Source organism: Paenibacillus hodogayensis, assembly GCF_039536325.1.
In the GTDB taxonomy this organism is placed as follows: domain Bacteria; phylum Bacillota; class Bacilli; order Paenibacillales; family NBRC-103111; genus Paenibacillus_AB; species Paenibacillus_AB hodogayensis.
This window is the reverse complement of record NZ_BAAAYO010000008.1, coordinates 311,521-336,842: the sequence shown is the minus strand read 5'-3', so window position 1 is coordinate 336,842 and position 25,322 is coordinate 311,521. Positions and strand designations below refer to the sequence as shown.

At 53.7% G+C, this 25,322-nt stretch carries 20 protein-coding genes; 9 read left to right on the top strand and 11 right to left on the bottom strand.

Annotated elements, in window-relative coordinates; translation table 11 throughout:
• Positions 1-39: 39 nt before the first annotated feature.
• The 3 genes from ABD796_RS17345 to ABD796_RS17335 are packed head-to-tail and all read right to left on the bottom strand — an operon-like array spanning position 40 to position 2,958.
• Positions 40-735, bottom strand: a complete 696-nt coding sequence (locus ABD796_RS17345) for a histidine phosphatase family protein (protein WP_344909768.1) — start codon at positions 733-735, stop codon at positions 40-42.
• Positions 736-787: 52 nt separating this feature from the next.
• Positions 788-1,633 carry a sugar phosphate isomerase/epimerase family protein gene (locus ABD796_RS17340; protein ID WP_344909764.1) on the bottom strand — a complete coding sequence of 282 codons (846 nt, stop codon included), beginning with the start codon at positions 1,631-1,633 and terminating at the stop codon, positions 788-790.
• Positions 1,634-1,671: 38 nt separating this feature from the next.
• Positions 1,672-2,958, bottom strand: a complete 1,287-nt coding sequence (locus tag ABD796_RS17335; RefSeq protein WP_344909760.1) for an ABC transporter substrate-binding protein — start codon at positions 2,956-2,958, stop codon at positions 1,672-1,674.
• Between the two features lie 208 nt (positions 2,959-3,166).
• On the opposite strand from ABD796_RS17335, the gene ABD796_RS17330 reads away from it, so the two are divergent.
• A complete protein-coding gene (locus tag ABD796_RS17330) occupies positions 3,167-4,036 on the top strand; it encodes an AraC family transcriptional regulator (RefSeq protein WP_344909756.1) in 870 nt (289 codons plus the stop codon).
• 72 nt (positions 4,037-4,108) lie between these two features.
• Here ABD796_RS17330 and ABD796_RS17325 read toward each other — a convergent pair whose 3' ends face one another.
• Complete coding sequence (locus ABD796_RS17325) at positions 4,109-4,288, bottom strand: hypothetical protein (protein ID WP_344909753.1); 180 nt, start codon at positions 4,286-4,288, stop codon at positions 4,109-4,111.
• Between the two features lie 143 nt (positions 4,289-4,431).
• Between ABD796_RS17325 and ABD796_RS17320 the strand changes: the two genes are divergently transcribed.
• A complete protein-coding gene (locus ABD796_RS17320) occupies positions 4,432-5,241 on the top strand; it encodes a class I SAM-dependent methyltransferase (protein ID WP_344909750.1) in 810 nt (269 codons plus the stop codon).
• A gap of 109 nt (positions 5,242-5,350) precedes the next feature.
• Here the strand turns inward: ABD796_RS17320 and ABD796_RS17315 are convergent, their stop codons facing one another.
• From ABD796_RS17315 to ABD796_RS17305, 3 genes are all read right to left on the bottom strand, one after another.
• Positions 5,351-5,581, bottom strand: coding sequence for a hypothetical protein (locus tag ABD796_RS17315; RefSeq protein ID WP_344909746.1), 231 nt, complete (start codon positions 5,579-5,581; stop codon positions 5,351-5,353).
• Between the two features lie 206 nt (positions 5,582-5,787).
• A complete protein-coding gene (locus tag ABD796_RS17310) occupies positions 5,788-8,067 on the bottom strand; it encodes a sensor histidine kinase (RefSeq protein WP_344909742.1) in 2,280 nt (759 codons plus the stop codon).
• The gene (locus ABD796_RS17305; RefSeq protein ID WP_344909738.1) at positions 8,045-8,737 is read right to left on the bottom strand and encodes a response regulator transcription factor; all 693 of its coding nucleotides are present in this window, start codon (positions 8,735-8,737) and stop codon (positions 8,045-8,047) included. The genes ABD796_RS17310 and ABD796_RS17305 overlap by 23 nt, the downstream gene beginning before the upstream one ends.
• Positions 8,738-9,032: 295 nt before the next feature.
• Between ABD796_RS17305 and ABD796_RS17300 the strand changes: the two genes are divergently transcribed.
• The 4 genes from ABD796_RS17300 to ABD796_RS17285 all read left to right on the top strand — a co-directional run bounded on the left by ABD796_RS17300 (position 9,033) and on the right by ABD796_RS17285 (position 13,264).
• A complete protein-coding gene (locus tag ABD796_RS17300; protein WP_344909735.1) occupies positions 9,033-9,914 on the top strand; it encodes a hypothetical protein in 882 nt (293 codons plus the stop codon).
• Between the two features lie 149 nt (positions 9,915-10,063).
• Positions 10,064-11,470 (top strand): ADP-ribosylglycohydrolase family protein, encoded by a 1,407-nt coding sequence (locus ABD796_RS17295; RefSeq protein ID WP_344909730.1) that lies wholly within the window; start codon positions 10,064-10,066, stop codon positions 11,468-11,470.
• 286 nt (positions 11,471-11,756) lie between these two features.
• Positions 11,757-12,887, top strand: coding sequence for an amidohydrolase family protein (locus ABD796_RS17290; RefSeq protein ID WP_344909726.1), 1,131 nt, complete (start codon positions 11,757-11,759; stop codon positions 12,885-12,887).
• Positions 12,884-13,264, top strand: coding sequence for a Rieske (2Fe-2S) protein (locus ABD796_RS17285; protein ID WP_344909722.1), 381 nt, complete (start codon positions 12,884-12,886; stop codon positions 13,262-13,264). The genes ABD796_RS17290 and ABD796_RS17285 overlap by 4 nt, the downstream gene beginning before the upstream one ends.
• Positions 13,265-13,461: 197 nt before the next feature.
• Here the strand turns inward: ABD796_RS17285 and ABD796_RS17280 are convergent, their stop codons facing one another.
• Positions 13,462-14,754 (bottom strand): ABC transporter substrate-binding protein, encoded by a 1,293-nt coding sequence (locus tag ABD796_RS17280; protein WP_344910301.1) that lies wholly within the window; start codon positions 14,752-14,754, stop codon positions 13,462-13,464.
• A 122-nt stretch (positions 14,755-14,876) separates the two neighbouring features.
• Between ABD796_RS17280 and ABD796_RS17275 the strand changes: the two genes are divergently transcribed.
• Positions 14,877-15,740 carry an AraC family transcriptional regulator gene (locus ABD796_RS17275; protein WP_344909718.1) on the top strand — a complete coding sequence of 288 codons (864 nt, stop codon included), beginning with the start codon at positions 14,877-14,879 and terminating at the stop codon, positions 15,738-15,740.
• Positions 15,741-15,775: 35 nt separating this feature from the next.
• Here the strand turns inward: ABD796_RS17275 and ABD796_RS17270 are convergent, their stop codons facing one another.
• Both ABD796_RS17270 and ABD796_RS17265 read right to left on the bottom strand, forming a co-directional pair.
• Entirely contained in the window at positions 15,776-16,864 is a 1,089-nt protein-coding gene (locus tag ABD796_RS17270; RefSeq protein ID WP_344909714.1) for an amidohydrolase family protein, read from the bottom strand.
• A 311-nt stretch (positions 16,865-17,175) separates the two neighbouring features.
• Positions 17,176-18,042, bottom strand: a complete 867-nt coding sequence (locus ABD796_RS17265) for a DMT family transporter (RefSeq protein WP_344909710.1) — start codon at positions 18,040-18,042, stop codon at positions 17,176-17,178.
• Between the two features lie 444 nt (positions 18,043-18,486).
• On the opposite strand from ABD796_RS17265, the gene ABD796_RS17260 reads away from it, so the two are divergent.
• Positions 18,487-19,557 (top strand): aminotransferase-like domain-containing protein, encoded by a 1,071-nt coding sequence (locus ABD796_RS17260; protein ID WP_344909707.1) that lies wholly within the window; start codon positions 18,487-18,489, stop codon positions 19,555-19,557.
• A gap of 151 nt (positions 19,558-19,708) precedes the next feature.
• Here ABD796_RS17260 and ABD796_RS17255 read toward each other — a convergent pair whose 3' ends face one another.
• Positions 19,709-19,900 (bottom strand): hypothetical protein, encoded by a 192-nt coding sequence (locus ABD796_RS17255; protein WP_344909704.1) that lies wholly within the window; start codon positions 19,898-19,900, stop codon positions 19,709-19,711.
• Positions 19,901-20,718: 818 nt separating this feature from the next.
• On the opposite strand from ABD796_RS17255, the gene ABD796_RS17250 reads away from it, so the two are divergent.
• Complete coding sequence (locus ABD796_RS17250; RefSeq protein WP_344909700.1) at positions 20,719-25,101, top strand: hypothetical protein; 4,383 nt, start codon at positions 20,719-20,721, stop codon at positions 25,099-25,101.
• The last annotated feature ends 221 nt before the right edge of the window (positions 25,102-25,322 follow it).

Genomic DNA, 25,322 nt, shown 5'->3' with positions numbered 1-25,322 from the left:
CCGAACCGCTTAAGGCGAATTCGGGGGCTTTCGTTAGATTCAATCGTGATTGGCGAGCAGCCCCATAGTCGAGACGGGGAGTCCGGCTTTATGCAAATGGGCTACGCATCCGAGACCGGTGCAGCGGGGAACCACCCACTGCTCGCTCCGCTCCTCGAACACGATCGTCGTTACCGAGCTGGGGGCGAGCCAGAATGCGCTCCAGACGAGCGGGAAAGGCAGCTCCAGCAGGTGCGACAGCCAGGTCAGGCCGAAGCCGAGGTGGCAAAATACGGCGACGGCATCCCGGCTGGGCGCCGCGATCCGGTAGCGGCCCTCCTCCCGAACGTATCCGAGGCGCTCCAGAAAAGCGTCGGAGGCGCTGCAGATCGTTTCGTAATCCCGGGCATAATCCCCGTAAGGAGCGTACTGGGCCCAGGTGTCGCGGCCGGGAAAAGGCAAGGCGGCCCTTACCGTCTCGCCCGGTATGTTCCAGGCCGCCATCGGCTGTCCTCCGGCATCCGGCGTCTGCCAGTTCAATTCCCGGGTCCAGGGCTCGATCGTAGGGCTCACGCCGAGCAGCGCGGCCGTATACTGCATCGTATGGACAGCACGCTCCACAGGCGAGCTGTAAATACGGTCCACCCCGAGCAGCTGCAAATGTTCGGCCAATGCCTGCGCCTCCCGATGCCCCGCGGCGGTAATTGTCCGATTCGGGTAATCCGGCTCGGCGTGGCGGATCAAATAAATTTTCATGCCGTTTCTCTCCCACCCGGTTAAATTCTCTTTCTATTCAGTTCGCTTCGAATTACAAGGTTATGACATAGCGCCCCAACTCGCAGGCGTATTTCAATCCTGCATCGCGGATACCGTCCGGCAAATTGCGGATGCTGTTGTGCGTTTCGTACGTAAAGTCGCCTTCATAGCCGATGCGCTTGAGCGTCTGCACGACCTCGTCCCAGCGAATGGTCCCTTGATACGGAAGCAGATGCTGGTCGGCGATCCCGTTATTGTCCTGGATATGCGTCGCTTTCAGCCGCGAACCGAGGGCGCCGATGCCGGCCGCCTGCTCCAGCTTTTGCTTATGGCCGTGCCCGGTATCCCAGCAAGCCCCGACGAGCGGGTGGTTCAGCGTGTCAATCAGCTCGACCAGCTCCTGCGGCGAGGAACAATAACGGCCGTCGGACATGTTTTCCAGCGCGATGCCGACGCCCGTCTTTTCCATTACGGGAATGAGGCGGGCGTAAAACCGGACGTTAAAGTCCAGCACTTCCCGGTAATTCTCGTCCTGCTCGCCGGTGATGCATGACGGATGGAAGACGACCCAAGGTACGCCGAGGATGGCGGCGGTACGGAGCGACCGTTCCGCCATCGTTCCGAACGATTCCAGCGTAAGGCCCGCCGCCAGCTTGGAAAACCGCGGCCCGTGAACCGGGCCGTGCATCTGGGTGAAGCGTGCGCCATGCGCGTCCGCGCTGTCGCGGATCTGCTGCGCCCAAGCCTCCTCTTCACCGGGGGTCAGGCGCAGCATCTCTTGCTGATGATCCCAATAGTTCATGTCCAGCGAAGCGAATCCGGCGGCGGCGCACCGGCGGACGGCTTCGGGATGGCTGATCGAGGCGTCGAATACGTTTAACGAGGTAGATACGTTCATGGTTGTGCTCCTCCTGTACGGTCAAGTCTCATTGCGTTTTATTGCGTTTTAATGTATTGGTTGATTTCTTCCTCGGCGTCCCGCAGCATCGTGTTCAAGTCCTTTTTGTCGGCAAGGAAATCCTTGTAATGCTTCAGCACGACTTCGCTGCCTTTGCTTTGGAACTTGGAGAACGGTGGAGCAAAGGCCGGCGTGCTCTTGAAAATACTGTTTAGCTTTTTGTCTTTCAGAATCGGATTGTCAGCCCCGAACTCCTTGCGGATGTCCGGATTGGTCAACAGGGAGACCCTGCCTGTTTTTCGGGTGCTGATCTTCTGATTGTCGTCGCTGAACAGCACCTCCAGCGCCTTCATCGCCGCATCCTTATACTTGCTCGTGCTGCTGATGGCGATGACGTGCAGGTCGTACATGCCATAGATGTTCGGCGTCTCCTTGTAGCTGGGGAACTGCGCGATATCCCAGTTCAGTCCTTCGGACTTGGACAGCAGGTCGAGCAGATTGACGCTGGCGAGCATGGCCTGCCGCTTTTCCTTAATAAAGTCGTTGGTTGTGAAATTGGCGGCATTGACCTGTATGGAAAAAATTTGCTTTCCGAGCGAGAACGCTTTCCGGTACGGTTCGCTGTTGACCGCAGCCCGGTTGGTTTTGGCGTCGACGGGGATCAGGGACAGCGGATACGTCAGACGGCTCCAGGCATCCATGCCCAAGCCGCTGTACTGGACGCCGCCTTCGTTGCGGCTCAGCCGCTTGGCGAGCGCCAGCGTATCATCCCAGGTCATGCCATCCTGCGGATAAGGAACACCGAATTTATCGAACAGATCCTTGTTGTAGTACAAAGCATTAAATTGCATGTTGTATGGCAAACCGTACAATTCGCCCTGATCGGACAACGACCGCAGCGTCTTCAGCGCCTCTTGATCGAAGCGCCCGAGATCGAAGCCGGCCGTTTTGGTGAGCGGCGTGATGTCGCCGAAGATGCCGAGCTCCTTGTTCGGATTCATATTGCCGTTCCAGATCGTGATCAGGTCGAACTGCTCTTTGGAAGCGACGACGTTCTCCAGATCGGTGGATTTGTAAGGCAGCAGCTCCACGATTATATACGGGTATTTTTTCTTGACCGGGTCGGCGATGAGCAGCTGAAAATCATCCGCCGTCACCGGCTGGTGCGTGAACAGCTTCAGCGTCACCGGGTCCGGCTCTTTGGCCGGAGCGGCTTTGCCGGGAGCCGGTTCGCCCGGCGCCGATCCGCCGCCTGCAGTCGAGCAGCCCGTGAAGCCGAGCACAAGTAGGGAAAGCGCTAAAGCCGCCGTACCTTGTTTCCTCATAGAAGCCCCTCCATCATGGAATATAAGCGATCTTTCCAGGCATCGATCTGTACACCGGTACGAAAAACAGGTACGATAAAACGTAATTAGCATTGCGACGGCCGCTATCTGAATCATACCGGGTCCCGGCGCTTTATAAAATGACATGCAGTAGTCACTTTTTAGCATTTGGTAGGGTATGCGCTTTCATAAAGGACGGTGCGATCCGATGCACGAGACGGCGTTGGAGTTTATAGACATGTGGTTGTTCAAGCCGGACGGCTTTGACGAGCTGGGGGGCGTCTGGCCGGTGCGCATCGGCACCAACATCGCAAAACCTGTCTACCGGAACGGTCCGCGGCAGACGCCTTATTGCAACATGCACTTTATCCGCGAGGGGCAGGTGCAGCTTTTTTATGGGGGGCAGCAGGTGGTTTTAGGCAAAGGGGATATTTTCTGCAAGTTTCCGGATACGATTTATTCTTATCAGATTGTGCCCGGGGAGCGGCCGCTGCGCATGACATGGATGACGTTCGACGGCAATCAGGCCCGGCAAATATTGGCCATGACCGGCTTTGCCGAAGATCGGCCTTACCGCCGCGCTGTCGTCGATAAAGATATGGAGATCGTGCTGCAGCAGATGTTTCAATATTGCAAGGGGCACAGCCGCAAGCATCTGATGACGATGTACAGCCTCATGTACCGCATCTTCGGCAAGCTGCTGCCGGACAAAGACTACGATCCTCCGCATACGGCCCATGACTGGGTGCGCCAGAGCCTCGATTTCATTCACGCTTACTATGGCGAGAAAATTTCGGTCGAGGATGTGGCCAAGTACGTCAGGCTGCACCGCACGTATTTGTCCAAAATTTTCACCAAGGAGGTCGGCATGCCTCCTTCGCGCTATTTGGCGAAAATGCGCCTGGATCGGGGCAAGCAGCTGCTGCTGGACAGCTCGCTGACGGTGACCGAGATCGCGCTGTCTGTCGGCTACCCGGATATTTATTCGTTTACCCGGGCGTTTACGCGCAGCTTCGGCGTGTCGCCGGGCGGCTTCCGCAAAGGGCAAGGACGGGCGGAGCACGCGGAAGAGGACTAGTACAAAGTCAGAGGGATCTTGCCGTTCTGACTTTGTACCAGCCGGACCGATAGGGAAGAATACGGGTGGAGATTACTCCCGATCGTTTTCTTGCCGGGCGTCCTCGGAATAAAAAGTATCTTCGATCTTGTCCATCATGGCCTCCACCGCCTCGCTGATCCCGTCCGTAGAACCGATATTTTCTTGGTCCGGCGGCGTCGGAATGCCTGCAATCATAAAAGCGGTTTGCTCCGTAATTTCTTTATCGCTCATCGGTAATCGCTCCCTTCGCATGCATGTTTTTCCATATTGTTCGCCGGAGGGGACGGATTTATGCGGATTTGCGCTTGACTGGCGATTACACTTGAAAGGAGAGGCTTTGGATTATCAAACCCATTGAATATATTGTCAATTGCATGAATAGCAGCGTCGAGGGGGCCGCCATTCAGCGCATCCAGACGGCCCATCGGCTGAAACTGGCCGAGTTCTGGGGCGTCGGGAAAGGGCAGCGGATACTGGAAATCGGCTGCGGACAGGGCGACACGACCGCTGTGTTGGCTTATTTGACCGGCGAGACAGGGCTTGTGCACGGCATCGATATCGCTTCTCCCGATTACGGCAGCCCTTCGACGTTGGGCGAGGCCGCGGAGCGCTTGAAACAGTCTCCGCTGGGGGAGCGGATCCGCATCGATTTTGAAACCGATCCGTCGAGTCCGGATGTGCGGTTTTCCGACCATTCCTTCGACTGCGTCGTGTTGTCTCATTGTTCATGGTATTTTCAGTCGGCCGAGCAGCTGGCAGATGTTTTCAAGAGGGCCAGAGAGTGGGGGAACAAGCTGCTGTTTGCCGAATGGGACGCCCGGATTGCGCATCCGGAGCAGTATCCGCATCTGCTGGCAGTCTTGATTCAAGCCCAGTACGAAGCCTGGAAGAAGGAGAGTATCTCCAACGTGCGCACGCTGTTCACGCCGAACCAGCTCCGGGCATTGGCGGAAGCGGCCGGGTGGACCGTCGTCGCCGAAGATTCCGTGTACTCCCCGCAGCTGCAAGATGGGGAATGGGAGGTCGCTTATACGCTGCAGCAGCACCGCGCCGAGCTGACAGCCATCGAGCGGCTCCCTTCTAGGCTGACGACCCTGATGGAGGCCGAGATTGAATTGCTGGACGCCGCCCAGCGACAACACGGCATCAAGCCTTTGTCGAGCTACGTCTTCAAGGCGGAATGATCGTACGATAAGCCGCCCGAGCAATCGGAGCCCTTGTAAAAAAGGGGGGAGGCATACGCCGGATTGGTCGGGGCCAAGCCAGGGCGAAGAGCTCTGCTGCTGCCGCCGACTACTTGCGTTTAAACGCCGCGGCGACGAACATCGACAGCAGGACGACGAACGATAGGAGAAACAGTATTTTGGCGTACAGGACGAAATTGGCGGTTATAGAGGACAATCCGGCAATGATCAAGAGCCCTAAATTCTCTCTATTCAGCTTGGTAAAGCGATAACGGAAAATTCGGTATATGACAAGCGCCAGAATGAAGATTACAAGACAGTAAGCCCAAATAACCAGCATACATCCGTCACCTCGGGTTAGAAGTCGCCCACTGAAAGCCCGGCTTTACATGGATTATATTATACCTTTACATTTCCGGATAGGTAGGTTGTCGCTCCAAAAGCTTCACTCATTCATGAATATCTGAGCGCGCAGCAAGATCGGCCATAAGAGCCGGCTGCGCGCGAACCTGCGGCAAAGCTGTTCCGCCCATGGTCTTCTAAGCCTCATCCTTCGGTTCCCGGGCCGTCTCCCTTTAAGAAATGGACCGAAACCTTGAACAAATCTCCTTCGATGCCGATGTGCATCGATCCTCCTTGCAGCTCGACTATGCTCTTGGCAATCGTCAGTCCGAGTCCGGACCCTTCCGTATGCCTGGAAGCGTCGCCCCTTTTGGAACGCTCGAACAGCTCCTCTGGATCGAAATCGATCTCGTAAGCGGAAATATTATGGATGCGAAAGATAACGCTATCTTCCTGCTCCGTCAGAGCGAGATGAACGCGGGTATTCGGCAGCGAATAGCTCAGCGCATTGCGGATCAAATTCTCGAACACTCTCCACGTTTTTTTGCCGTCGAGCCGGGCGTACAGATGCGGATGCTGAACTTGGACCCGGAATTGCAGACCGGACTCTGCGATCTTATCCCCGCATTCCGCGAGCGTCTGCTGCAGCAGCGCGGCTACATCGACCGTCTCCATAACCGGTACGACCGTGCCGCTCGCCAATTGCGATGCCTCGAACAGATCGTCGATGAGCGCCTTGAGCCGTTTCGTTTTGCCTTCCAGCACTTGAATGTAGCGTACCGACTCGCCGGTCCGGACGCCGTCCTCTTGCTTCAGCAAGTCGACATAATTGATCATCGAAGTAAGCGGCGTTTTCAAATCGTGGGAAACGTTGGAGATCAGCTCGGTTTTCAGCTTTTCGCTCTTCAACTGTTTGTCCAGCGCGGTCTGCATGCCTTGCTTCATATTGTTCAACTGCCGGAACATATGGGACAGCGTACCGTTCCCGCGTTCCGCGAACGTCAGGTTCAGGCGTCCGGCAGCCATTTCGTCCAGCCCGGCGAGCAGGACGTTTAGCGCCGCTGCTTTTCTTAGGAAGTACGGTATGCCGATTAGCAGATAGGACGCTATATAAAAAATGGAGAGCAGCCGGAATCCTTGAAGGTCGGCTGCGACAGCCAATAGGGCCAAACCTACGAGCACCGTAGACATAAACAGGAGCCCCGCTTTCAGCAAAATCGTTTTGCGGACGAACGTTTCCTTGATTAGGCCACACACATAAAGCGTATAGCTGCTTCGCCATTGCTCGGCAAGCGCTCCCTTCGTCCGGTAAAGCCGCAGCCCATCCCAAACCGAAATTCCCGCATAAGCACCCAGCAGAGAGAATAGCGCCCAGCGGAACACGGGTCTGAACAGGGGATAGTGCATTCCCCAACCATAAATCGTCCGTCCGTAACCGAACGCGGTAATGAGAACGGCAGCGAATAGAGCGGCCCGGAGGTCGACCGGGATACGCTGCCACCTGGCGATGATGCGACCGTACTGCCGATCGGCGGCTCCCCGTTGGGTCCATTCGTAGCCCAGAAGCAGAACGATACCGAGAACGGCGGCGGACAAGCCTGCTATTTCATAGGGGAGCTGCTTCCGGATAGCGAGCAGACGCGTGTAATCCTTGGAGATAATGAAGTCCATCGAGGAAACCGACTCGGTAGGCTCCGCATTAGCATGGAACGTAAAGCTGCCCTCCAACTGGTTTTGGTTGAAAAACGCGCTTAATTCGCTCATGGGACTATTCGGTCCCCATTTCTCCAACAGGGCTCGGTCCTTGATCGGAAACGAGATTGTTCGCACCGTATCCGTATCCGGCGGAAGCCGGCTTCCTTCCGGCCCGCTTTCCCGGTTGGAAAACGTCATGTTACGACGATTGTCTTTAATTGTATACTTGACGACAGGCTCCAGACGATCTACCGTTCTTTTCAAGGCTTCTTTTTCATTGGCTTTTTCGGCGAAATACTGTTTGGAACGCTCCTGGACGTACGTTTGCCAAGCTTCCGGGACTTCCTTGTTCCATTCCTCCGACATCCATTTCCCCGTTTTCTCCTGCAGAGCGAGCAAGGAGGCAGACAGCGAGGGAGTAGCCGTCGTCCATTCGGTGAACGGGATCGTCTGTGCTTCAAGGGCTTGCCCGGCTTGGCCGGTCATTTCGCCGGTCAAATAATCAAAATCCTCTTTCCACTGCCGGAGCAATTCTTCGCCGATTGGTTCTCCCGCATCAAGCGGTTCTGCGTTGTTAAACTTCCAGTAATAGGTTGCGATATCGGATACGTTTCTTTCCACTTGAATGTTCCAGAACGGGCCGTCGTCTTTGTATAAAAAAGGATTGCCGTATATGTAGTCCCGATCTGGGTAGAGCCCCACAGAAAGCTGAAGAGCAAGCCCGACCAGACCGACAAGCAGGAAGCGGACCCAAATGACCTTCCGGTTATTTTTCGATTTTGTATCCAATGCCCCATACCACCTTCAAATATTTTGGCTCGCGCGGATTGATTTCGATTTTTTCGCGGATTCGCCTGACATGGACGGCCACCGTATTTTCACCGTTAAAGTTCGGCTCTTTCCAAACCTTCTCATAGATTTCGTCGATGGAAAACACGCGCCCCTTATGCTCCATCAGCAGCTCCAGGATTTTGTATTCAGTGGCGGTCAGGCGCACCTCTTCGTCATCGACGGTAATCGTCCTCATGTTTTTGTTCAGAACGAGTCCCCGGATGCTGATCACCTCATCCGTCGGCTTGTAATCGCCGAGCCGGGTATAGCGCCTTAGTTGGGACCTTACCCTGGCTGTTAGCTCAAGCGGATTGAACGGCTTGCTAATATAGTCGTCGGCCCCGGCGTTCAAGCCGATAATTTTATCGGCGTCCTCGGTTTTGGCGGAGACGATCAGGATCGGGATGTTTCGGGATTCGCGGATTCGCAGCGTTGCCTCGATTCCGTCCAGCTTGGGCATCATGACATCCAGCACAATCAGATGTATTTCTTGTTTGTCCAGCACTTGCAGGGCTTCGAGCCCGTTAAAGGCGGCATACACGTTCAAATATTCTTTTTTCAAATAGATGCTGATGGCTTCCACGATTTCGGCATCGTCGTCGACGACGAGGACATTGTAGGTTTGCATGTTCGACCACCTTGCCAGAGATAATGACTTTCGTTTGCGCGCCAACAAAAGCGATAACCCTAGTGTACTAGAGATGTTTTATAAAAGAAGCATCATAATTCTTACAAATGTTTTAAAAGTCGGCCGGTGGAGGAGGGCGAACGATCGGCGATTAGTGATAGGGCTCCGTCCGTGTTGGCACCATTTTGTAACTTTTGCCTCGGTTTCTACGTCAAACTGATAGATTGGTTCCACTGAAATGGACGACTGCACGTTCTCCGATTTCAGCTTGTGCCCCGATGAGAGGAGTGTAAGGGTGAAGAGTACCGTTTTGCGCATCGCTTTCGGCATCCTGCTGCTGCCGACCGTCATATCGTGCAGCAGCGAACAAACGATCGATCGGCCTATCGGCCTTACGCCGACCGCAGGACATGCGAGCCCGCAACAAGTTCAGGCAGTCTATCGGCCGGATCTATTCCCGGAGCAGGTGAAGCTTCCATTCAGCGAAAGTGTGGGAGAACCTCTTGAAGAAGGGGGGCCTTCCGCCTCGGCACATTTGGTTCGAAGCTTTGCCCTGCCGGACTCCCAGGCGGAGGTTCGTATTTATTCCGATGCTGGCGCAGCCTCGAGTTTGACCGCGTATTTGAAGGGAGCAAAGTCGGAGTGGAAGCTGGGTCCCTTGCCTGCCGGCGGAGAGAATCCCGATCAGACTTGGTTCAATCCATTACCATTCATAAGCGGGGAAGCGTCCGGCGTCTCGATCGAAGTGCCGTTCGGCTCCATCGGCTCCCAAAATGGACTGCTTGTGTATAACAAACAGACCGACTCCTGGCAAGTTGCCGATTTTCAAGGGCATCGAGCCGTTCCCTTGGATCTCGATGGCGATGGCGTGCCCGAGTGGGTCGGCAATCAGACGGATTGGGTTCCGCCTGCTGTGGAGATCCATCGCTGGGTTCCCGAGCGTGAACGATTTGAATCGACCGTTGTCCAAATGGATGCAAGCTTGTTCCCCGATGCCGACAATCATACGCCCTCCTATTCCTCGCTTTTTGCGGAGGAAGGGACGTATTTCATGGAGATCGGCAACGACGCCTTCTATGCCTTCTTCACCTATGACCAAGGCGTTCTTAAGCAGTACCGGCCTGCCGATACCCGGGATCGCGTCGACGAGATGCAGCGGGCGCGGGGGAAGCATTGACATAGCGGGGAATGGCGCTTAACGCTCGGGTTTCCGAGCGTTTTTGGCGTTAACCATTATTTTGAGAAAGCGTGAAGAAAATTGAGAGGATTCGCTAAAGCCAATTCAGTATAATCAGCTTAAATCTCTTAGTAAAAGGTGGTTTTACGATGGCTGGCTGGGAGCGATTAAAGGAAATTGTACGTTTGGAAATTATACAAAGGGGAGAAGAAGGCTGCGATGTAAGCGGGTTTCAGGACAAGTGGGCAGCTGCCGGAGATGAGGAAGCGAAGCTGATGGCGGTATATCATCAGTTGATGGCGCTCGACATTAGCGCTGATTTCCCTTATCAAGAGCCTTCGGATTTACCCGGTATTCTTGCGTTGCGGCCTGAAGGAGCGCGACAACTCACGACAGCTAAATCCGAAGCCGAATGGCTCAATCAATTTCAAGGTGCGTGGCTCGGTCGAAGTATAGGGTGCGCCTTGGGGAAACCGTTTGAGAACCCTCAATTTATGTCGGGCAGCGGGGGAAGAGCAGGATGGAAAAATATTGAGCTATGGTTCAAAGGGGCAGATGCTTGGCCCATTCGCGGATATACCCCGGGGAGTTCGCGGGCGTCCGTCGAGTACGACTTGAAAGTGAATGACTGGTGCCAGAAAAGCTGGAAAGAACATATTCAGTTTATGGAATCCGACGATGATATTCGTTATACCGTGTTAGGCTTAATTCTTTTAGAGGAAAAAGGATTGCATTTCGATTCTTGGGATATTGGCAAGCTGTGGCACAAGTATCTTAGCTATCAGCAAGTGTGTACGGCGGAGACGCAGGCTTATTTGAATTTCGCTCAGGTGACCTCCCATATGCAAGGTGAAAAGACGGAGGACTGGGAACAGAAAAGGGAATGGGTGCGAACTTGGTTAAACCCGTATCGGGAATGGATTGGAGCTCAAATCAGAGCCGATGGCTTTGCTTACGGCGCGGCAGGAAATCCGGAGCTGGCAGCCGAATTGGCTTGGCGGGATGCTTCCTTTTCCCATGTGAAGAACGGTATTTACGGCGAAATGTTTGTGGCCGCCATGATTGCAGCCGCTTTTAATGAGACGGATAATGAGCGCATTGTAGAAATTGGACTTAGTGAAATTCCTAGCAACTGCCGATTGGCTCACGATATTCGCAAAGCTGTAGAAATTGCGCGCAGTGCTGTCGACCAATTGGATTTAGTCGATCGGATCTGGGAAGCGTTCAAGCACTATCATTGTGTCCACACCAACAATAATGCAGCCTTAGTTGCCGCGTCGCTCATCTTTGCGAAGGACGATTTCGAACTGGCCGTTACGACGTCAGTGCTAGGCGGCTGGGATACCGATTGCAACGGAGCTACCGTCGGATCGATTATGGGCGCTAAGCTCGGAGCCGACAAGCTTCCGGCCTATTGGGTCGAGCCGCTTCACGATACGTTATACGCCATGGTGACAGGATTTCATCCGATCGCGATTTCGGAATGCGCCCAACGCAGCTATGAGGTGTTTAAGAAGATATCTGCACAATATTCCGCTGTACATAAGCCTTCCTAACATGCAAACGATGTCATTAAAGACCGGCCCGATGGGCTGGTTTTTTTGTTAAAGGAAGTTCTATATTCCAGATTACAAAATCACAAAGTTAAAAACGTTTATATCCAGCTATTCACTATTTTTTGTGGGCATTAATATGGAGAACACGAAGGCAGCAAAAGGTGAAAGAACATAAACAACCTTACAAAATCGCAAAAGATACAAGACACGAAAGCATTGTTGTTTGGCCGCCGGAAACGTAATATGAGGTTGCTATCTACTATAAACTGCTGGAGGGGCAAAAGATATGCAGACTTCGAATACTGATAAAAAGGTACCGGCGGACCAGCGTCCGAAGCTGAAACGATCCATTATAGATTGCGACATTCATCAAGCAACGGGGATGAATGCCATAAAACCGTATTTGCCGCGAGCTTATCAAGAGCTGGTGCAGCAATACGGTCCTTCGCTGCCGGGAGGCATGCACTTTAATGGAGGCGTGGGCGGCCGAATGGCCGATGCGTTTCCCAAAGGCGGCGGCTCTGCCGGCAGTGATTTGGATTTGATGAAAAAGCAGCATCTGGATCGCTACCATGTGGAATACGGCATTCTGACCGGGGAAGGTTATGCGGTGCATGCTATTCCCAATTATGATTATGCTGCCGCAATCTGCCGGGCGATTAATGAATATACGATTGAGCATTGGCTTTCGCGGGAAAGCAGGTTGAGGGGCTCCGTATTTATCTCGAAGCAAGAGCCGAAGCTTGCTGCACAAGAAATTGATCGTGTCGGAGGCCGGTCCGATATGGTTCAGGTCATTGTTTCAAGCGGAGCCTCGATTCCTTATGGAAACCGGTATTACGATCCTATTTACGAGGCTTGCGTTCGCCATAACCTACCCTTCACCATCCACGTTGGATTGGAAGGCGAAGGTATAAATAGCCCTCATACCGGGGCCGGGTATGTGACTCACTACATTGAGCAGCGGTGCGCACGTCCCGCGGTAATGGCCGCACATTTGGCCAGCTTTATTTTCGATGGGGTGTTCGAGCGCTTCCCTGATTTGAAGGTTGTTTTGCAGGAAGCCGGCGTCCTGTGGCTTGCCCCGTTCCTGTGGAAGCTCGACCAAGAATGGAAAGGGCTGCGTGTGCAAACGCCTTGGGTTCGCAAGAAGCCGAGCGAATACTTCCGTGAGCATATCCGTGTTACCACACAGCCATTCGAGGAGACGCCAAACCGCGAGATTTTCGATCATTTGTTAGAGAGCATCTATGCCAAAGAAACGCTGATGTTTTGCAGCGATTATCCGCATTGGGATTACGATTCACCGAGTCAAGCGCTGCCCAAACTGGACCATGAGCTATGGGACAGCATCTACTATCAGAATGCAGCCAAGCTGTATGGTTTGCCTCAACGCCAAACGGAGGAGATCCAATGAAGCGAAGCTCGCAGCACATCGTAGGGACGGTAGGAGAGATTCCGCCTGGCACTCATAAGATTGTGGAGGTTGAGGGTCGGAGTGTGGGTATCTATAATATTAACGGGGTCTTTCATGCTCTGCGCAATATATGCCCTCATCAAGGGGCAGAGCTGTGCAAAGGACTGGTGACAGCCTATGTTTCTTCCAGAGGCCCGGGCGACTTTCGGTTTGAAAGAGAAGGTGAAATTGTGCGTTGCCCCTGGCATCAGTGGGAATTTGACATTTCTACAGGCTGCATGATCGTGGATGCGGCCATGCGCACCAAAACATATGATGTCACGGTGGAGAAATTCGGTGTCTCCGTCGATAACGATCTGATTGTGGTTCATATGTAATAAAGGAAAAGCCTCTCCCAAACGGGCCGGATGCGGCGCCAAAGGGAGAGGTTTTCTGTAACAGAAGTACCATCGGAATCGGGAGAACCGTGCGTGCGTATTGCAAGGAACGGGGCATCCGGCTCAGCGGACGCCGCTCGGTCGTCCCTCGAATCAAGCGGATGCCGCTGATGCCAGGGACAGCGGACGATTTCGCCCTACGGGTTGTCCTGAATCCACTTGTTAATCTCTTCGTCGGCATTGCGGGCTGCCGTGTTCAAGTCGATCTTATCATTTAAATATTCGGTCACATGCTTGTTGGCGATCTCATAGCTTTTGGAGTGCCATTTGGTAAAGGCGGCGGCATTCGGATTTGGTTTGCTCTTGAAAATGCTGGACAGCCTTTTGCCTTTCAATCCCGGATTTTCCGAACCGAAATATTCCTTGAACTTCGGGTCGACGAGCAGCGGTACACGGCCGGTTTGGCTCGTACTGATACGGGACACGTCGTCGGACAAAAACACCTGCATCGCCTTCAACGCGTCATCCTTGTATTTGCTCGTGCTGCTGATCGCCATGATGTGCAGATCGTATTGCGTGAAGATGTTCGGCTTGTCCTTGTAGCTCGGATATTGCGCCACGTCCCAGTTCAATCCGGACGTCGGCAGCACGTCGAGCAGCGAGATCGAGGCGAACATCGCCGTCGTTTTGTTTTTAAGAAACGGATCGCCGCCCAACTTCGGCGGATTGCCCGGAATCGAATAAATTTGCTTGGCGATTTCCAGCGCTTTTTTGAACGTATCGGTCGTCAAATTAGACTTGTTCGTCGCCGCGTTGACCGGAAGAATACCGAGCTGCAGCGTCAAGCGCGTCCAAACGTCCATCGTTAGCCCGGAATACTGCGTTTCGCCTTCTTGGCGCGACATTTTTTTGGCGAGCTCCATCGCATCCTCCCAGGTCATACCGTCTCCCGGATAGGCCACCCCGAACTTGTCAAACAAATCTTTATTATAATAGAGGGCGTTGAATTGCATATGATAGGGAAGTCCGTACAGCTCGCCCGATTTGGATAAATCGGTCAACGTTTTCAGAGCGCCTTGATCGAATCGGTTCAGATCGTATTTGGCTGCGTTCAGCATCGGCTTCAAGTCGGTCACGATTCCCAGGTCCTTATAGTCGCCCCAATTGCCGTTGAAAAACGTAAACAGATCGACCTGGTCTTTCGCTGCCAGCGCTTCGGTGATCGCTTTAGGCGAGCCTTGCACGCGTTCCATCGTAATATACGGATATTTTGCTTTGACCGGATCGGCGATCAGCAGCTTGAAATGCTCCGGCGTCATCCCGAGCGTCTCGAATACTCTGAGCGTAATCGGCTCCTTGGGCGCTTCCACCGCCGGAGCTGCCCCTTTATCCCCGGTTGTCCCCTTGGAGTCCGCCGAATCGGACTTGCCGCAGCCGGTAGCGGTTATAGCGACGGCCAATGCCAAACAGGAAAACGAAATCCATTTCATACGGTTCAATCGAAATTCCTCCCTTGCGAAATTGGATAATCATTTACAATTTTTTTGTTAGTTTGTCGTTAATTAATGGTATAATCGACAAAGGGAAGCAGGATGCAGGAGGAGAACGATTCATGCGAGAAACAGCTTTCGAATTTTATGAAACCGTTTACTTTGTTCCCGATGCATTTGCCAAAAGCGGCGGCGTCTGGCTTTTGCGCGTAGGACATAATATCGCTAAGCCCGAATACCGGATAGAACCCAGAAATATCGCTTGGTATAACATTCATTTCATTATGCAAGGGCAGCTGCACATGTATTACGACCACCAGCATGTACTGCTGAATAAGGGAGACGCCTTTTGCATGTTTCCCAACATCCATTACAAATACGGACAAGGTAATGGAGAGAAGCCGCTGAAAATGCTCTGGGTATCCTTTGAAGGCGCTCAGTCGCACACTTTGCTGACGAAAGCGGGCTTTTCCGAAAGCGAGCCTTATTTGAGACAGGTGATGAGCAAGGAGCTGCACCATACGCTGCAGCAACTGTTCGTTCCGCCCAGCGAAGGCTACCGGCGCAGTCTGGAGCTGCAATCCGTCCTCTATCGCACATTCAGCTTGATGACACCAGATGAAGAAAGCGCTAAACCTGCGAACGGTCCGGCCCACTGGATTCCGAAAAGCATCGAATACATGCAAACCCATTACATGGAGCGGATAACGGTACAAGACGTATCCGCCTATTTGTCCGTTCATCGCGCTTATTTGTCCAAAGTGTTCACCGAAAAGGTTGGCGTGACGCCAATGCGCTACTTGGAGAAGCTCAAAATGGACAAGGCACTCGAGCTGCTGCATATTACTACGCATTCGATTCAAGATATCGCCGTCATGATCGGCTATTCCGATCCTTACACCTTTACACATGCGTTCAGCAAATATTATGGCATACCGCCAGGGAAATGGCGTAGAATGCATGCAGCCAAGCTGTCGGAAAATTAGCTAGCCGCGTTCGACACGGGGAGAGTCGATGGCTGTTACGTACGATCGGGCGTGCGCGGCTGCAGCCCGTACAGATTGGCTGCGTTCCGGTAAAAGATCGAGTCGGCGTACGAAGCGTCGAGCTTCGGAAACGCCAGGCGCGGCGAGTCAAAGTCCCAGTGCGGGTAATCGCTGGCGAACAGGAGGCACTCCTTGGCGTACAGCGCGTCAAGCATCGGGACAAACAGGGCCGGGTCGGGCGTCAGCTCGATCGGCTGGGACGATACGTACATATTGGACCGGTAATAGTCGCTTGGCGGCTTTTTCACCCAAGGCGTTTGCACCCGCAGCCCTTTCCAGTCTTGGTCCAACTTCCATAAATACGGCGCGATCCACATGACGCCGGCTTCTTGCATCACGACTTTCAACGTTGGGTATTTCTCGAAGACTCCGCTGAATAGGAGGCTGGCCATATGCGCCATCATGGTTTGCGTCCGGCTCGCCCGCGATTCGATGTAGTGGGTAACATGGCCCGCCCCGGTCGGCGACGGATTGATGCCTTGGCCTTCGTTGCCGATATGAATCGTGAACACCAGATTATGCCGTACGCACGCTTCGAAGATCGGCTCGTAAATCGCATTGCCGTAAGGCTTCTCGCTTCCTCCGGGCACCAGCACCTGTACAAATCGCCGATCATCGCCCACGCGGTCGATTTCTTTGGCGGCGAGCAGCGGATGCTGTTTCGGAATGGTGATCGAGCCGCGCAAACGGTCATCCTTGTCCAGCCAATGGTCTCTCGTGTAGTCGTTGTAAGCGGAAGCGAGCGCGGCGGCGTAATGGGCGTCGGGATGCGAGCCCAGCGAATAAAACTCGCCGGTTAAAATCCCATACTCGACGTGAAACGGGTCAAGGTAATGCTCTCTCATAAAGTCGAGATCCGTTCCCGGCGCTCCGCCGTTCGGCGGATTGGCGTCCACCCGGCGCCCTCCCTTGCCGCCGTTCATATACGGATAGCTGGGAAGCAGCAGCCCCCACTCGGATATGCGGTCGGAGTACTCTTTCGGCAAGTAGGGAAATATGGCTTTTACGTTCGGTGCATTATGATGGATATCTACGTCAATGATCGCTCGTTTGGCAGTTGACAATGGAATGATACCCCCTTTCTTTCTGTATGGTCATGCACTCTCATTATAGGGGGAGGGCGGTGGGGAACAAATGCTGAGCGGTCGTATTTTTTTTGTTGATTTGTCAGGTAGGCGATAACGAGCGTCACGGTTCAGCAGCAGCTACAAACGAACGGACGACGCAGCAGGGCAATGCCATGAACGGAACGCAGCCCGCGGATAGCCGCAGTCAGAAAATTCAGCCCTTCCGACGACGGCAGAGATGCCGTTTTTTTAATTTGGCTCTGTCGAATCTCGATATATTCATTTTCTTGTCGGAGCTGACGGTGAACCTATTTTGAGGAAAGTCGCCGTGCGATTGCCACGCACAGTACGACACCGATATTTACTAGAAAGATAGGCCAACCAATCGGCTCGTGCAGAAGGAGAGCTGAAAGCAGCAGGCCGAAGAAAGGCTGGAGGAGTTGCAACTGCCCAACCGCTGCTATACCGCCCTGGGCAAGACCACGATACCAGAACACAAAGCCGATGAGCATACTGAACAGGGAAACATAAGCAAGGCTCAAAAGTGTGGAACCGCCGATACCCGCCCACGTAACCGGCATGTAATAAAACGAGAGCAGTAACATAACGGGAAGCGATAGAACGAGCGCCCAAGAGATCACCTGCCAGCCCCCTAACCTCCGTGAGAGTCGCGCCCCTTCCGCATAACCGTAACCGCACACGATGATAGAAGCCAGCATTAACGCATCACCGACCGACGATGATGCAGCCCCTTGTGTTAGGGCGAATCCTGCTACAAGGAAGCTTCCTAGAGCTGATAAGATCCAAAAGGTTGGTCGCGGGCGTTCACCGCCCCGCAGTACGCCGAAGATGGCCGTCGAAAGTGGCAGAAGCCCAATGTAGATCATTGCATGTGCGGATGTGACATACTGAAGCGCCATGGCTGTCAGCAGCGGGAAACCTGCTACCACGCCGAGTGCTATAAGCAATAGCGGAACGATGTCGCTTCGTACAGGCCGTTGTTGCCGGAAGACGAGGAGAAGTACTCCCGCCAGCACCCCGGCAATGGCGGCACGGCATACGGTAAGGAACAACGGATCAAAATCCGTCACAGCCAACCGTGTTGCCGGCAGCGAGCCGCTGAAGATAAGTACACCCAGGAAACCATTGATCCAGCCGCTGGTCGTCTTGTTCATTACAATCACCTCAAATAACATACATTTCTGTTTGATTATTTGTATTATAATAGATACAAAATACTGCGTATATTGGATGTTTATCCATCTGTAAGGGTACAGACAATAGATCGAATTATTCAAGTCGGAGGGGTACTTATGACAAATAAAAAGGAATCCATTCAGCAAATCATCCGTTCGGACATCGTCAACGGTCTCCTCAAACCCGGTTAGAAGCTCCCTTCGATCCGTATACAGAGCCAACGATTCAGTTGCAGTCTCAACACCATTATTAGTGTTTATCAGGAACTCGAAAATCAATATCTCATCTATTCACGTCCGAAAAGCGGTTATTTTGTCGTAGCCAAAGAAGCGCTTCTTCCCCTGCTGCAAACAAATCGAATCGATTTTGCATCAGCGGCTCCCGATCCCGCGTCGATCCCGCAAATCGACTTTCGTCAATGCTTGAACAAAGCGATGGAATTATTTGAAGCCTCCATATTTACTTATCCCGATCCGCAAGGATTGCTTTCTCTTCGCCAGGAGATCGTGAAGCTTTTTCAGCAGCAACAGGTTTTCCCTTCGGCACAGCAAGTTTTTATCTTTTCAGGTGCTCAGCAAGCTCTCCATCTTCTGGCCGGGATGCCCTTTCCAAACGGAAAAACCAACATTCTGGTCGAGCAGCCAACCTACTGGGGAATGCTCGCTGCGCTTAAGACACAAAGACAAACCGTAATCGGCATCGAAAGAACTCCTGACGGGATTGATTGGGTAACGTTGGAACGTCATTTTCAAAGTAATATGATCAAGTTTTTTTATACAATCCCGCGCTTCCATAATCCGTTAGGCACTTCTTACACAGCGGAGGACAAACAGCGACTGGCAGAACTCGCCAAAGCCCATGATGTTTACATTGTGGAGGATGATTATCTTGCCGATTTGGAAACAAACCGTAAAGCGGACCCTATTCATGCTTATAATGGAGCGAGCCATGTCATTTATCTCAGAAGTTTTTCCAAAGTCATGATGCCCGGATTAAGGCTTGCTGCGGCTGTAGTACCCGATTCGTTTATTCCTTTACTCCAATGGCATAAACATTCGGCGGATCTCAGCACGTCAGTGCTTTCTCAAGGCGTGCTGGAGATTTATATGAAGTCTGGGATGTATGCGCATCATGCGAAGCAAATGAATGCCTTGTACAGTCATCGCATTAAACATCTAAGGGCAATTTCACGGCGATTATTGCCTGAAAAGTACATATATACCACCCAATCTTGCGGGGGGCTCTTCGCTTCTATACACCTTCCAGACTTTATTCATACAGAAGATTTGGTCAATCGATTGGAGAATCGTGGCGTCGATGTCCTGGCAACCGATAAGCATTTCCTTTCCTCTTTCCCCAAGCTTAACTTGCTGCGCCTTAGCATCATTCGAACCGATGAGCATGATATTGAAGAGGGGATCCGCATCATTGCCGAAGAACTGGAGCGTACCCGATCTACAAGCAGCCTCCCCAAGCCATTCTTTCGGTTTTAAGTAACTGCTCCTATTCACATCATGCTTGCGCAGCTTCGGCAGCGACGCTACAGTCGATGCTTTTTACGAAATTCGGAAGGGGGCATATTCAGCTTGGCGGCCAATAGACGGCTGATGTAGGAACCATTGCGGTAACCGCATTGCTCCGCGATCAAGGGCAAAACAACAGGTCACCGTTTTTGGCGGTCCCCTCGGACGAGCAGATCCGGTAGGCGATCTCTTCGTCCTCCACGGCAAAGGCGCACCATTTGCCGTAGCGATCCGTTTCCTTGGCGAAGCGAGTTTTCCGGTTCCAGTAAGCGTAATATTTGACACGGGTCCTTACTTGCGAGATGTGAGGCATATGTCCGAATCATACGAACGGAGTTGTCTTTGTCCGTACGGTGCAGCCGATCGGAATCGGCTCCGCGCAGAAGCTTGCTCTGTTCTGTACATCCCGGGGTGTTCACGGAGGGACCAACCAAGGCTATATCGGCAAACATGCTGAGCTAGCCCCTTGAAAAAACGAGGAGGTTACGTCAAGGAATGAGTACGCGAATTCCCTAAAAAAACAAATGGCACAGGACTTTTCCCCATGCCATTTTGGATTCCGTTTTGATTCCCGCACTATACTATTTGAGCAGTATCAAGTCTTTCCTTACCAGAACATTATTCGAGATTTTCTATAAGAAACAGCATGTCAGGATTTAGAGATATGTTGCTGGGGAAGTCCTTTAAACACAAAATGAACACGAAACAAAGGGTTGGGCTTGATGCTTTGAAATTAGCCCATGTGTTGCGTTTCCCTGGTTAAGTAAAAGTAGCGTTCAACTGGAAGGGGAAATAATAATGAAGCTAAAATGTAACTATACAAAAGCTTTCGCGGACTTTTAAGATAAAGGCGAAAACCGCTTTCATTCGAGATGTACAAACCTTTGATACGGCGGAGCGAGAGGAGGATAGCGACGGACAGGATTGAAACTGCCCAACTACAGCGTCTGCTTGCAGAATGCCGATTGCGGAGGGTTATTCGCAGAGTGTTGGCTGAGGAGCTTCGGTTACGGAACGCTGATTGAGCAAGGACAGGCAGGATAGGCCGGGCGACGGCGGAAAGGCCGCAAACGCCGCGGGTCTGATAGAGAGAAGGAGCAGGGAGCCGGCTGAACCTACAGGAGGCTTGCCATGAAACGTTGGATCGCAATGCTGTTGACGGTGCTGCTGATGACGCCGGTGTGGACTGGACCATCGGCGCAGGCGGAGAAGCATACAGAGGAGGAAAACGTGACAACTAGCGAGGAAGCGCTTTACTACTACTGGACGCCGAGTAATTTCAAGACCTTTGGCACTTGGAGGCTGGAAAACCAAAATTTGCGCGGCAAGACGAGCAGCTCTGTAACGGCTAATAGCCCGGCGATTGTAGAGGCAGACTTGCCGCAAGCCGGGGATTACAAGCTGTGGGTAAGAGATCGCGATTACGCTACAAATGCGCCGGGGACGCGGATGTTTGAGGTCGCTGTGGATGGAACGACCGTCAATAAAACATTTGGCATTCACGGTCAGGAGGGATTTCGCTGGACCGAGGTCGGGACCTTCACACTGGCGGCAGGTCTTCACGAATTTTCACTGCTGGATACGCTTGCTACCTATGCCCGGAGCGAAGGCTTCCTGCTGACGGATAATCTGAACTTCGTGCCACCCGAGGACAAGAACGATCTGCTGGCCATCGTGCAGCCGGACGATCCGCTGGCCGAGCTGCCGTCCGCGGAGTTTCCTTCGTGGGCGGAGGTGGATGTGACGCCGCTGAAAACCGATTCGATCGAGAACGATTCCGTGAAGCTGGTGTTTCACCAGGGGATCGGAGCGGAAGGCAGTCTGGTGCAAAATGAAATCTTCATCAAGGACGGCGCGCAATGGGTGCAGGTGAAGCACAAAACCGAACCGCTCGGCTTCTTGATGATGGCCGCGCTGCGCACGGAGCTGATCGGCACGAAGGACCAATACTCGCAATTGTTGCAGCGGGTCAGCCTGAACGGCGAGGCCGGCAGCTACATAACGGACGACTTTTTCCGTTCGGGCGTTCCGGTGTGGTTTCTTCCGACGGATTATGCCAAAGTATCCGGCAGCGAGATCCTCCTGAGCTTTGCCAACACGGAAGCCGATCTGAAGGTAACCTTCAAGCTGGATGCGCTTTCCGACGATCCGCTGGTGACGCTGAACGCGGAATTTCCGCAGGAGGGGGCGTACTCGTTCCTGCTCTTCAGCGGCAGCGGGGTGAACGAGGCGGATTTTGAAACCGTAACCGCGCCGCTGCTGTATGTGAAAAAGGCCGTTCCGGAGCGTTCGGTGATGTACCCTGAGAGCTACCTGTTCACGCCGATGGCCACGCTGCATTTTCCGCAGGGAGGCGTCAAAGCCCAGGGCAGAGAAGTGACCTCCGGGATCGCAATGGACCCGTCCAGCGTGCCGCAAGGGTACTTTTTTCCGGATACGGCGCCGTTCGGACTTGTGCTTCGCGATGAGGAAGGCCTGGTTCGGCCGCAACTGGTCTCTCCGCTCTTCGGTTCTCCGTCGAGTCTGTTCGCGGCGCAGTCCGAGTACGAGGTGTCCTACCGCATCGTGAACCGTCTCGGCTCCTGGTACGACACGTTCAAGCATGTGACCGAGAGTTTATACAATTTGCAGGATTTGCGCACCAATCCGTTTCATTCGATCAATGAGGCGATTTACAATGCGACCGACCTGATGATGGACGACGATTACGGTGGCTGGGACCCGGTCAACCGTGCCCACTACAATATGGAAGAAAAAGAGATGACGACGCTCGCCAACGCAATGACGGCGCTGCAGCGCTACTTGCTGACCGAGGACGAAGCGATTCTCGACGAGCGGGCGATTCCGACGCTGGCTTTCATGCTGAGCAGGCAAAACTACCACTTCAAAATTACGACGAACAAGGGCGGCGCAAGCTATCCGACCGTTCTGCCGTCCCCGCTTGGCGGGCCGGTGAAAAATTACACCGCCAGCGTATACGGCGGCTTGTACGAGATGACGCAGGGCCGGATGCCGTTTTTGATGGACACCGCGATCGACCTGGCTTCGCAAAACGCTAATCTGGGCGGCGTGACCGATCAGGCGGCCCTGTACCGCTACACCGGCGACACGGATTATTTGGCGATGGTGCGGGAGTTGGCCGATCAATATTTGGCCAACCATCCGAATGCCGGAGACAATCGGGAGACGCAGTATGTGAACGGCTTTGTGTTCGGCGAGTATATCCCGATGGTAATGACGTTTCTGGCCGCGTATGAGTCGACAGGCGAGGCCAAATATTTGGATGCGGCCCGGGACAATGCTAACCTGCTCGTTACCGGACTGTGGACGACGGGCTACCACGACGGGTATGACGTCTCCAGCTATACGATTGACCCGGTGGCGACAGCGGAACGGATGCAGGTCGTCGAGCAGTTCGTGCGCTGGTGGCACGGATCGGAGCAATGGAGGCTCGGCAATCCGGACGGGCAGGCCAAGCCGCCGCAGGAAAGCGGTCCTCCGCTGGTCGAAGAAACGGTGCCCGGCTGGATGCTGGCCAAGGCGGGCATGGGGACGGAGCATTGGCGAACGCCGGGACTCGGCAGCATCATTACGATGAACAACTGGGCGGGAACGTTGGTCAAGCTCTCTGCCTATACGGGCGATCCGTTCTACGAAATGATGGCCCGCAACGCTACGGTCGGCCGCTACGGCAATTATCCCGGCTATTACCAGGACCGGATGATCGTGCATCAGATGCGCGACAATTATCCGTACGTCGGACCGGACTACACGCAGATTTACTGGCATCATATTCCGTCGTTTATCTCCATGCTCGAGGACTTCCTGATCAACAGCGCATGGGCCAAGTCCGAACAGCACATTGCGTTTCCGTCGCTGTACCAGTCCGGCTACGCGTTTCTGGCGTCGAACCAGTTCGGCCATGCGCCGGGCACGTTCTACGGCGAGGAGGATATGTGGCTGTGGCTGGACAGAGGCATTATCCAGCCGGACAGTGTGAATATCGATTACGTTGCGGCGCGCAAGGACGGCAAGCTGGGGCTGGCGCTGATGAACGAGGACAACGCCGCACGTACTACTGTCATTGCACTTGGAGACAAGGTGCCGGGAGGCGCTTCGTATTCCGGAACGGCAGCCGTGTATGAGGCGGACGGCACAGCGTCGACCGTAGCCGTGACCAGCGGCAGCTTTACGCTGACGATTCCGGCTAAGGGTATTCGCTCGGTGCTGCTCGATATTCCTGGCGTGCGGGCTCCGGGCTATGCGAAAACGGATTACTCTTTTGCCAACCACCCGCGCGGGACGGTCAGCGAGCATACGCGGGGCAAAGGGCATGTGATCCAGGTATCGCCGGACAGCTACCACGCCTTCGTTTATGTGAATGATCTGAATGCCGCGACAAGCAAGCTGACGATGCAGTACACGGTCAACGGTCAGTCGCATACCATCGAGAAGGAAGGATACCCGTACGAGTTTTTGATTAAGGTAGACAATCCGGAGGAGATCTTTACGTACCAGTTGACGGCGACCAAGGCGGACAACACCACGGAAGCCTTGGGAGGCGGGACGCTTAAGGCGTACGGGTTCGAGGATTCCGGCATCGCCATTCCGAAGCAGGGACGGTTTGAACCGATCGAATCGACGGTTAAGAGCACGGGGACGGCCACGGGGGAAATTCGCTTCGTCGTGCCGTGGGAGTCTTTCCCGTTCCCGCTGACAGCCAATTTACTGAACGGTTTGCGGGTAACCGGCGTATTGACGCACAAAACTAACGCTTCGGTGCTGAACCTGGACAGTCTGATTATCCGCAATGAGATGCGGCCCAACGGCGACACCACACTGGCGATTACGCCGACGTCTGCGGTTCCGCTGGCCAACTACACGGATTACAACATTACGTTGACGATTCATCCGCGTCCGAAGCTCGGGTATTTCGAACCGCTGGCGATGGCCGTCAACAGTTCAGGGACAGGCGACGGCAAAAACCGATTCGTCGTCTCCAACGCGAACTTTCCGTTTGCCCTGACAGGAAATCTGTTAAGCGGCCTGCGCATTACCGGCACGCTGACGCACAAGACGACCTCTGAGACGCTGTCGCTGGACAGTCGGATAGCCGGCAACGAAGTGCGCACCAACGGTACGACGGTTCTGGTCGTGCATCCGACGAGCACGCTGCCGGTAGCCAATTACAGCAACTACAATATTGCGATTACGATTCATCCGCTCGCGTCGCCGCCGCAGACGGAAGCGGCAATTTCGGCAGCGGCAGGGCCGGACGCAGGCGGTGCATATGTCGGACCGGTCACCGTGACGCTTTCGGTATACGGTTCCAGCGTCACCGATACGGTCTACCGCATGAACGGAGGAGCATGGACGTCGTACAGCCAGCCGCTTCAGTTGGAGACGGTCGGCGTTCACTTGCTGGAGTACCGCAGTGTGACCTATGCCACTTATGCGGAACCGATTCGCTTGAGGACGATTCGAATCGAGTCGCTGGCGTCATCGCCGAACTGAAGAACAAGCTTAACTCTGGAATGAGATGCAAAGACGCTTCCAACCATTGTGAAGGTGGGAAGCGTCTTTGGACATTTTGGCAAAATAAAAAAAACACCGCTGTCCCATTCTAGCAATGGGGCGGTCGGCGTCTCTCTAGGAGCAGTCGTAGCCAAACTCATCCGTTAGAAGCATCAATGAGCATCAACAAAGTTACCATCCTGTATGGCAACCGGCCTTTC

Coding starts and splice junctions, on each gene's coding strand:
- ABD796_RS17345 (WP_344909768.1), bottom strand. CDS start 735: ATGAAAATTTATTTGATCCGCCACGCCGAGCCGGATTACCCGAATCGG.
- ABD796_RS17340 (WP_344909764.1), bottom strand. CDS start 1,633: ATGAACGTATCTACCTCGTTAAACGTATTCGACGCCTCGATCAGCCAT.
- ABD796_RS17335 (WP_344909760.1), bottom strand. CDS start 2,958: ATGAGGAAACAAGGTACGGCGGCTTTAGCGCTTTCCCTACTTGTGCTC.
- ABD796_RS17330 (WP_344909756.1), top strand. CDS start 3,167: ATGCACGAGACGGCGTTGGAGTTTATAGACATGTGGTTGTTCAAGCCG.
- ABD796_RS17325 (WP_344909753.1), bottom strand. CDS start 4,288: ATGAGCGATAAAGAAATTACGGAGCAAACCGCTTTTATGATTGCAGGC.
- ABD796_RS17320 (WP_344909750.1), top strand. CDS start 4,432: ATGAATAGCAGCGTCGAGGGGGCCGCCATTCAGCGCATCCAGACGGCC.
- ABD796_RS17315 (WP_344909746.1), bottom strand. CDS start 5,581: ATGCTGGTTATTTGGGCTTACTGTCTTGTAATCTTCATTCTGGCGCTT.
- ABD796_RS17305 (WP_344909738.1), bottom strand. CDS start 8,737: ATGCAAACCTACAATGTCCTCGTCGTCGACGACGATGCCGAAATCGTG.
- ABD796_RS17295 (WP_344909730.1), top strand. CDS start 10,064: ATGGCTGGCTGGGAGCGATTAAAGGAAATTGTACGTTTGGAAATTATA.
- ABD796_RS17290 (WP_344909726.1), top strand. CDS start 11,757: ATGCAGACTTCGAATACTGATAAAAAGGTACCGGCGGACCAGCGTCCG.
- ABD796_RS17285 (WP_344909722.1), top strand. CDS start 12,884: ATGAAGCGAAGCTCGCAGCACATCGTAGGGACGGTAGGAGAGATTCCG.
- ABD796_RS17280 (WP_344910301.1), bottom strand. CDS start 14,754: ATGAAATGGATTTCGTTTTCCTGTTTGGCATTGGCCGTCGCTATAACC.
- ABD796_RS17275 (WP_344909718.1), top strand. CDS start 14,877: ATGCGAGAAACAGCTTTCGAATTTTATGAAACCGTTTACTTTGTTCCC.
- ABD796_RS17265 (WP_344909710.1), bottom strand. CDS start 18,042: ATGAACAAGACGACCAGCGGCTGGATCAATGGTTTCCTGGGTGTACTT.
- ABD796_RS17255 (WP_344909704.1), bottom strand. CDS start 19,900: ATGCCTCACATCTCGCAAGTAAGGACCCGTGTCAAATATTACGCTTAC.
- ABD796_RS17250 (WP_344909700.1), top strand. CDS start 20,719: ATGAAACGTTGGATCGCAATGCTGTTGACGGTGCTGCTGATGACGCCG.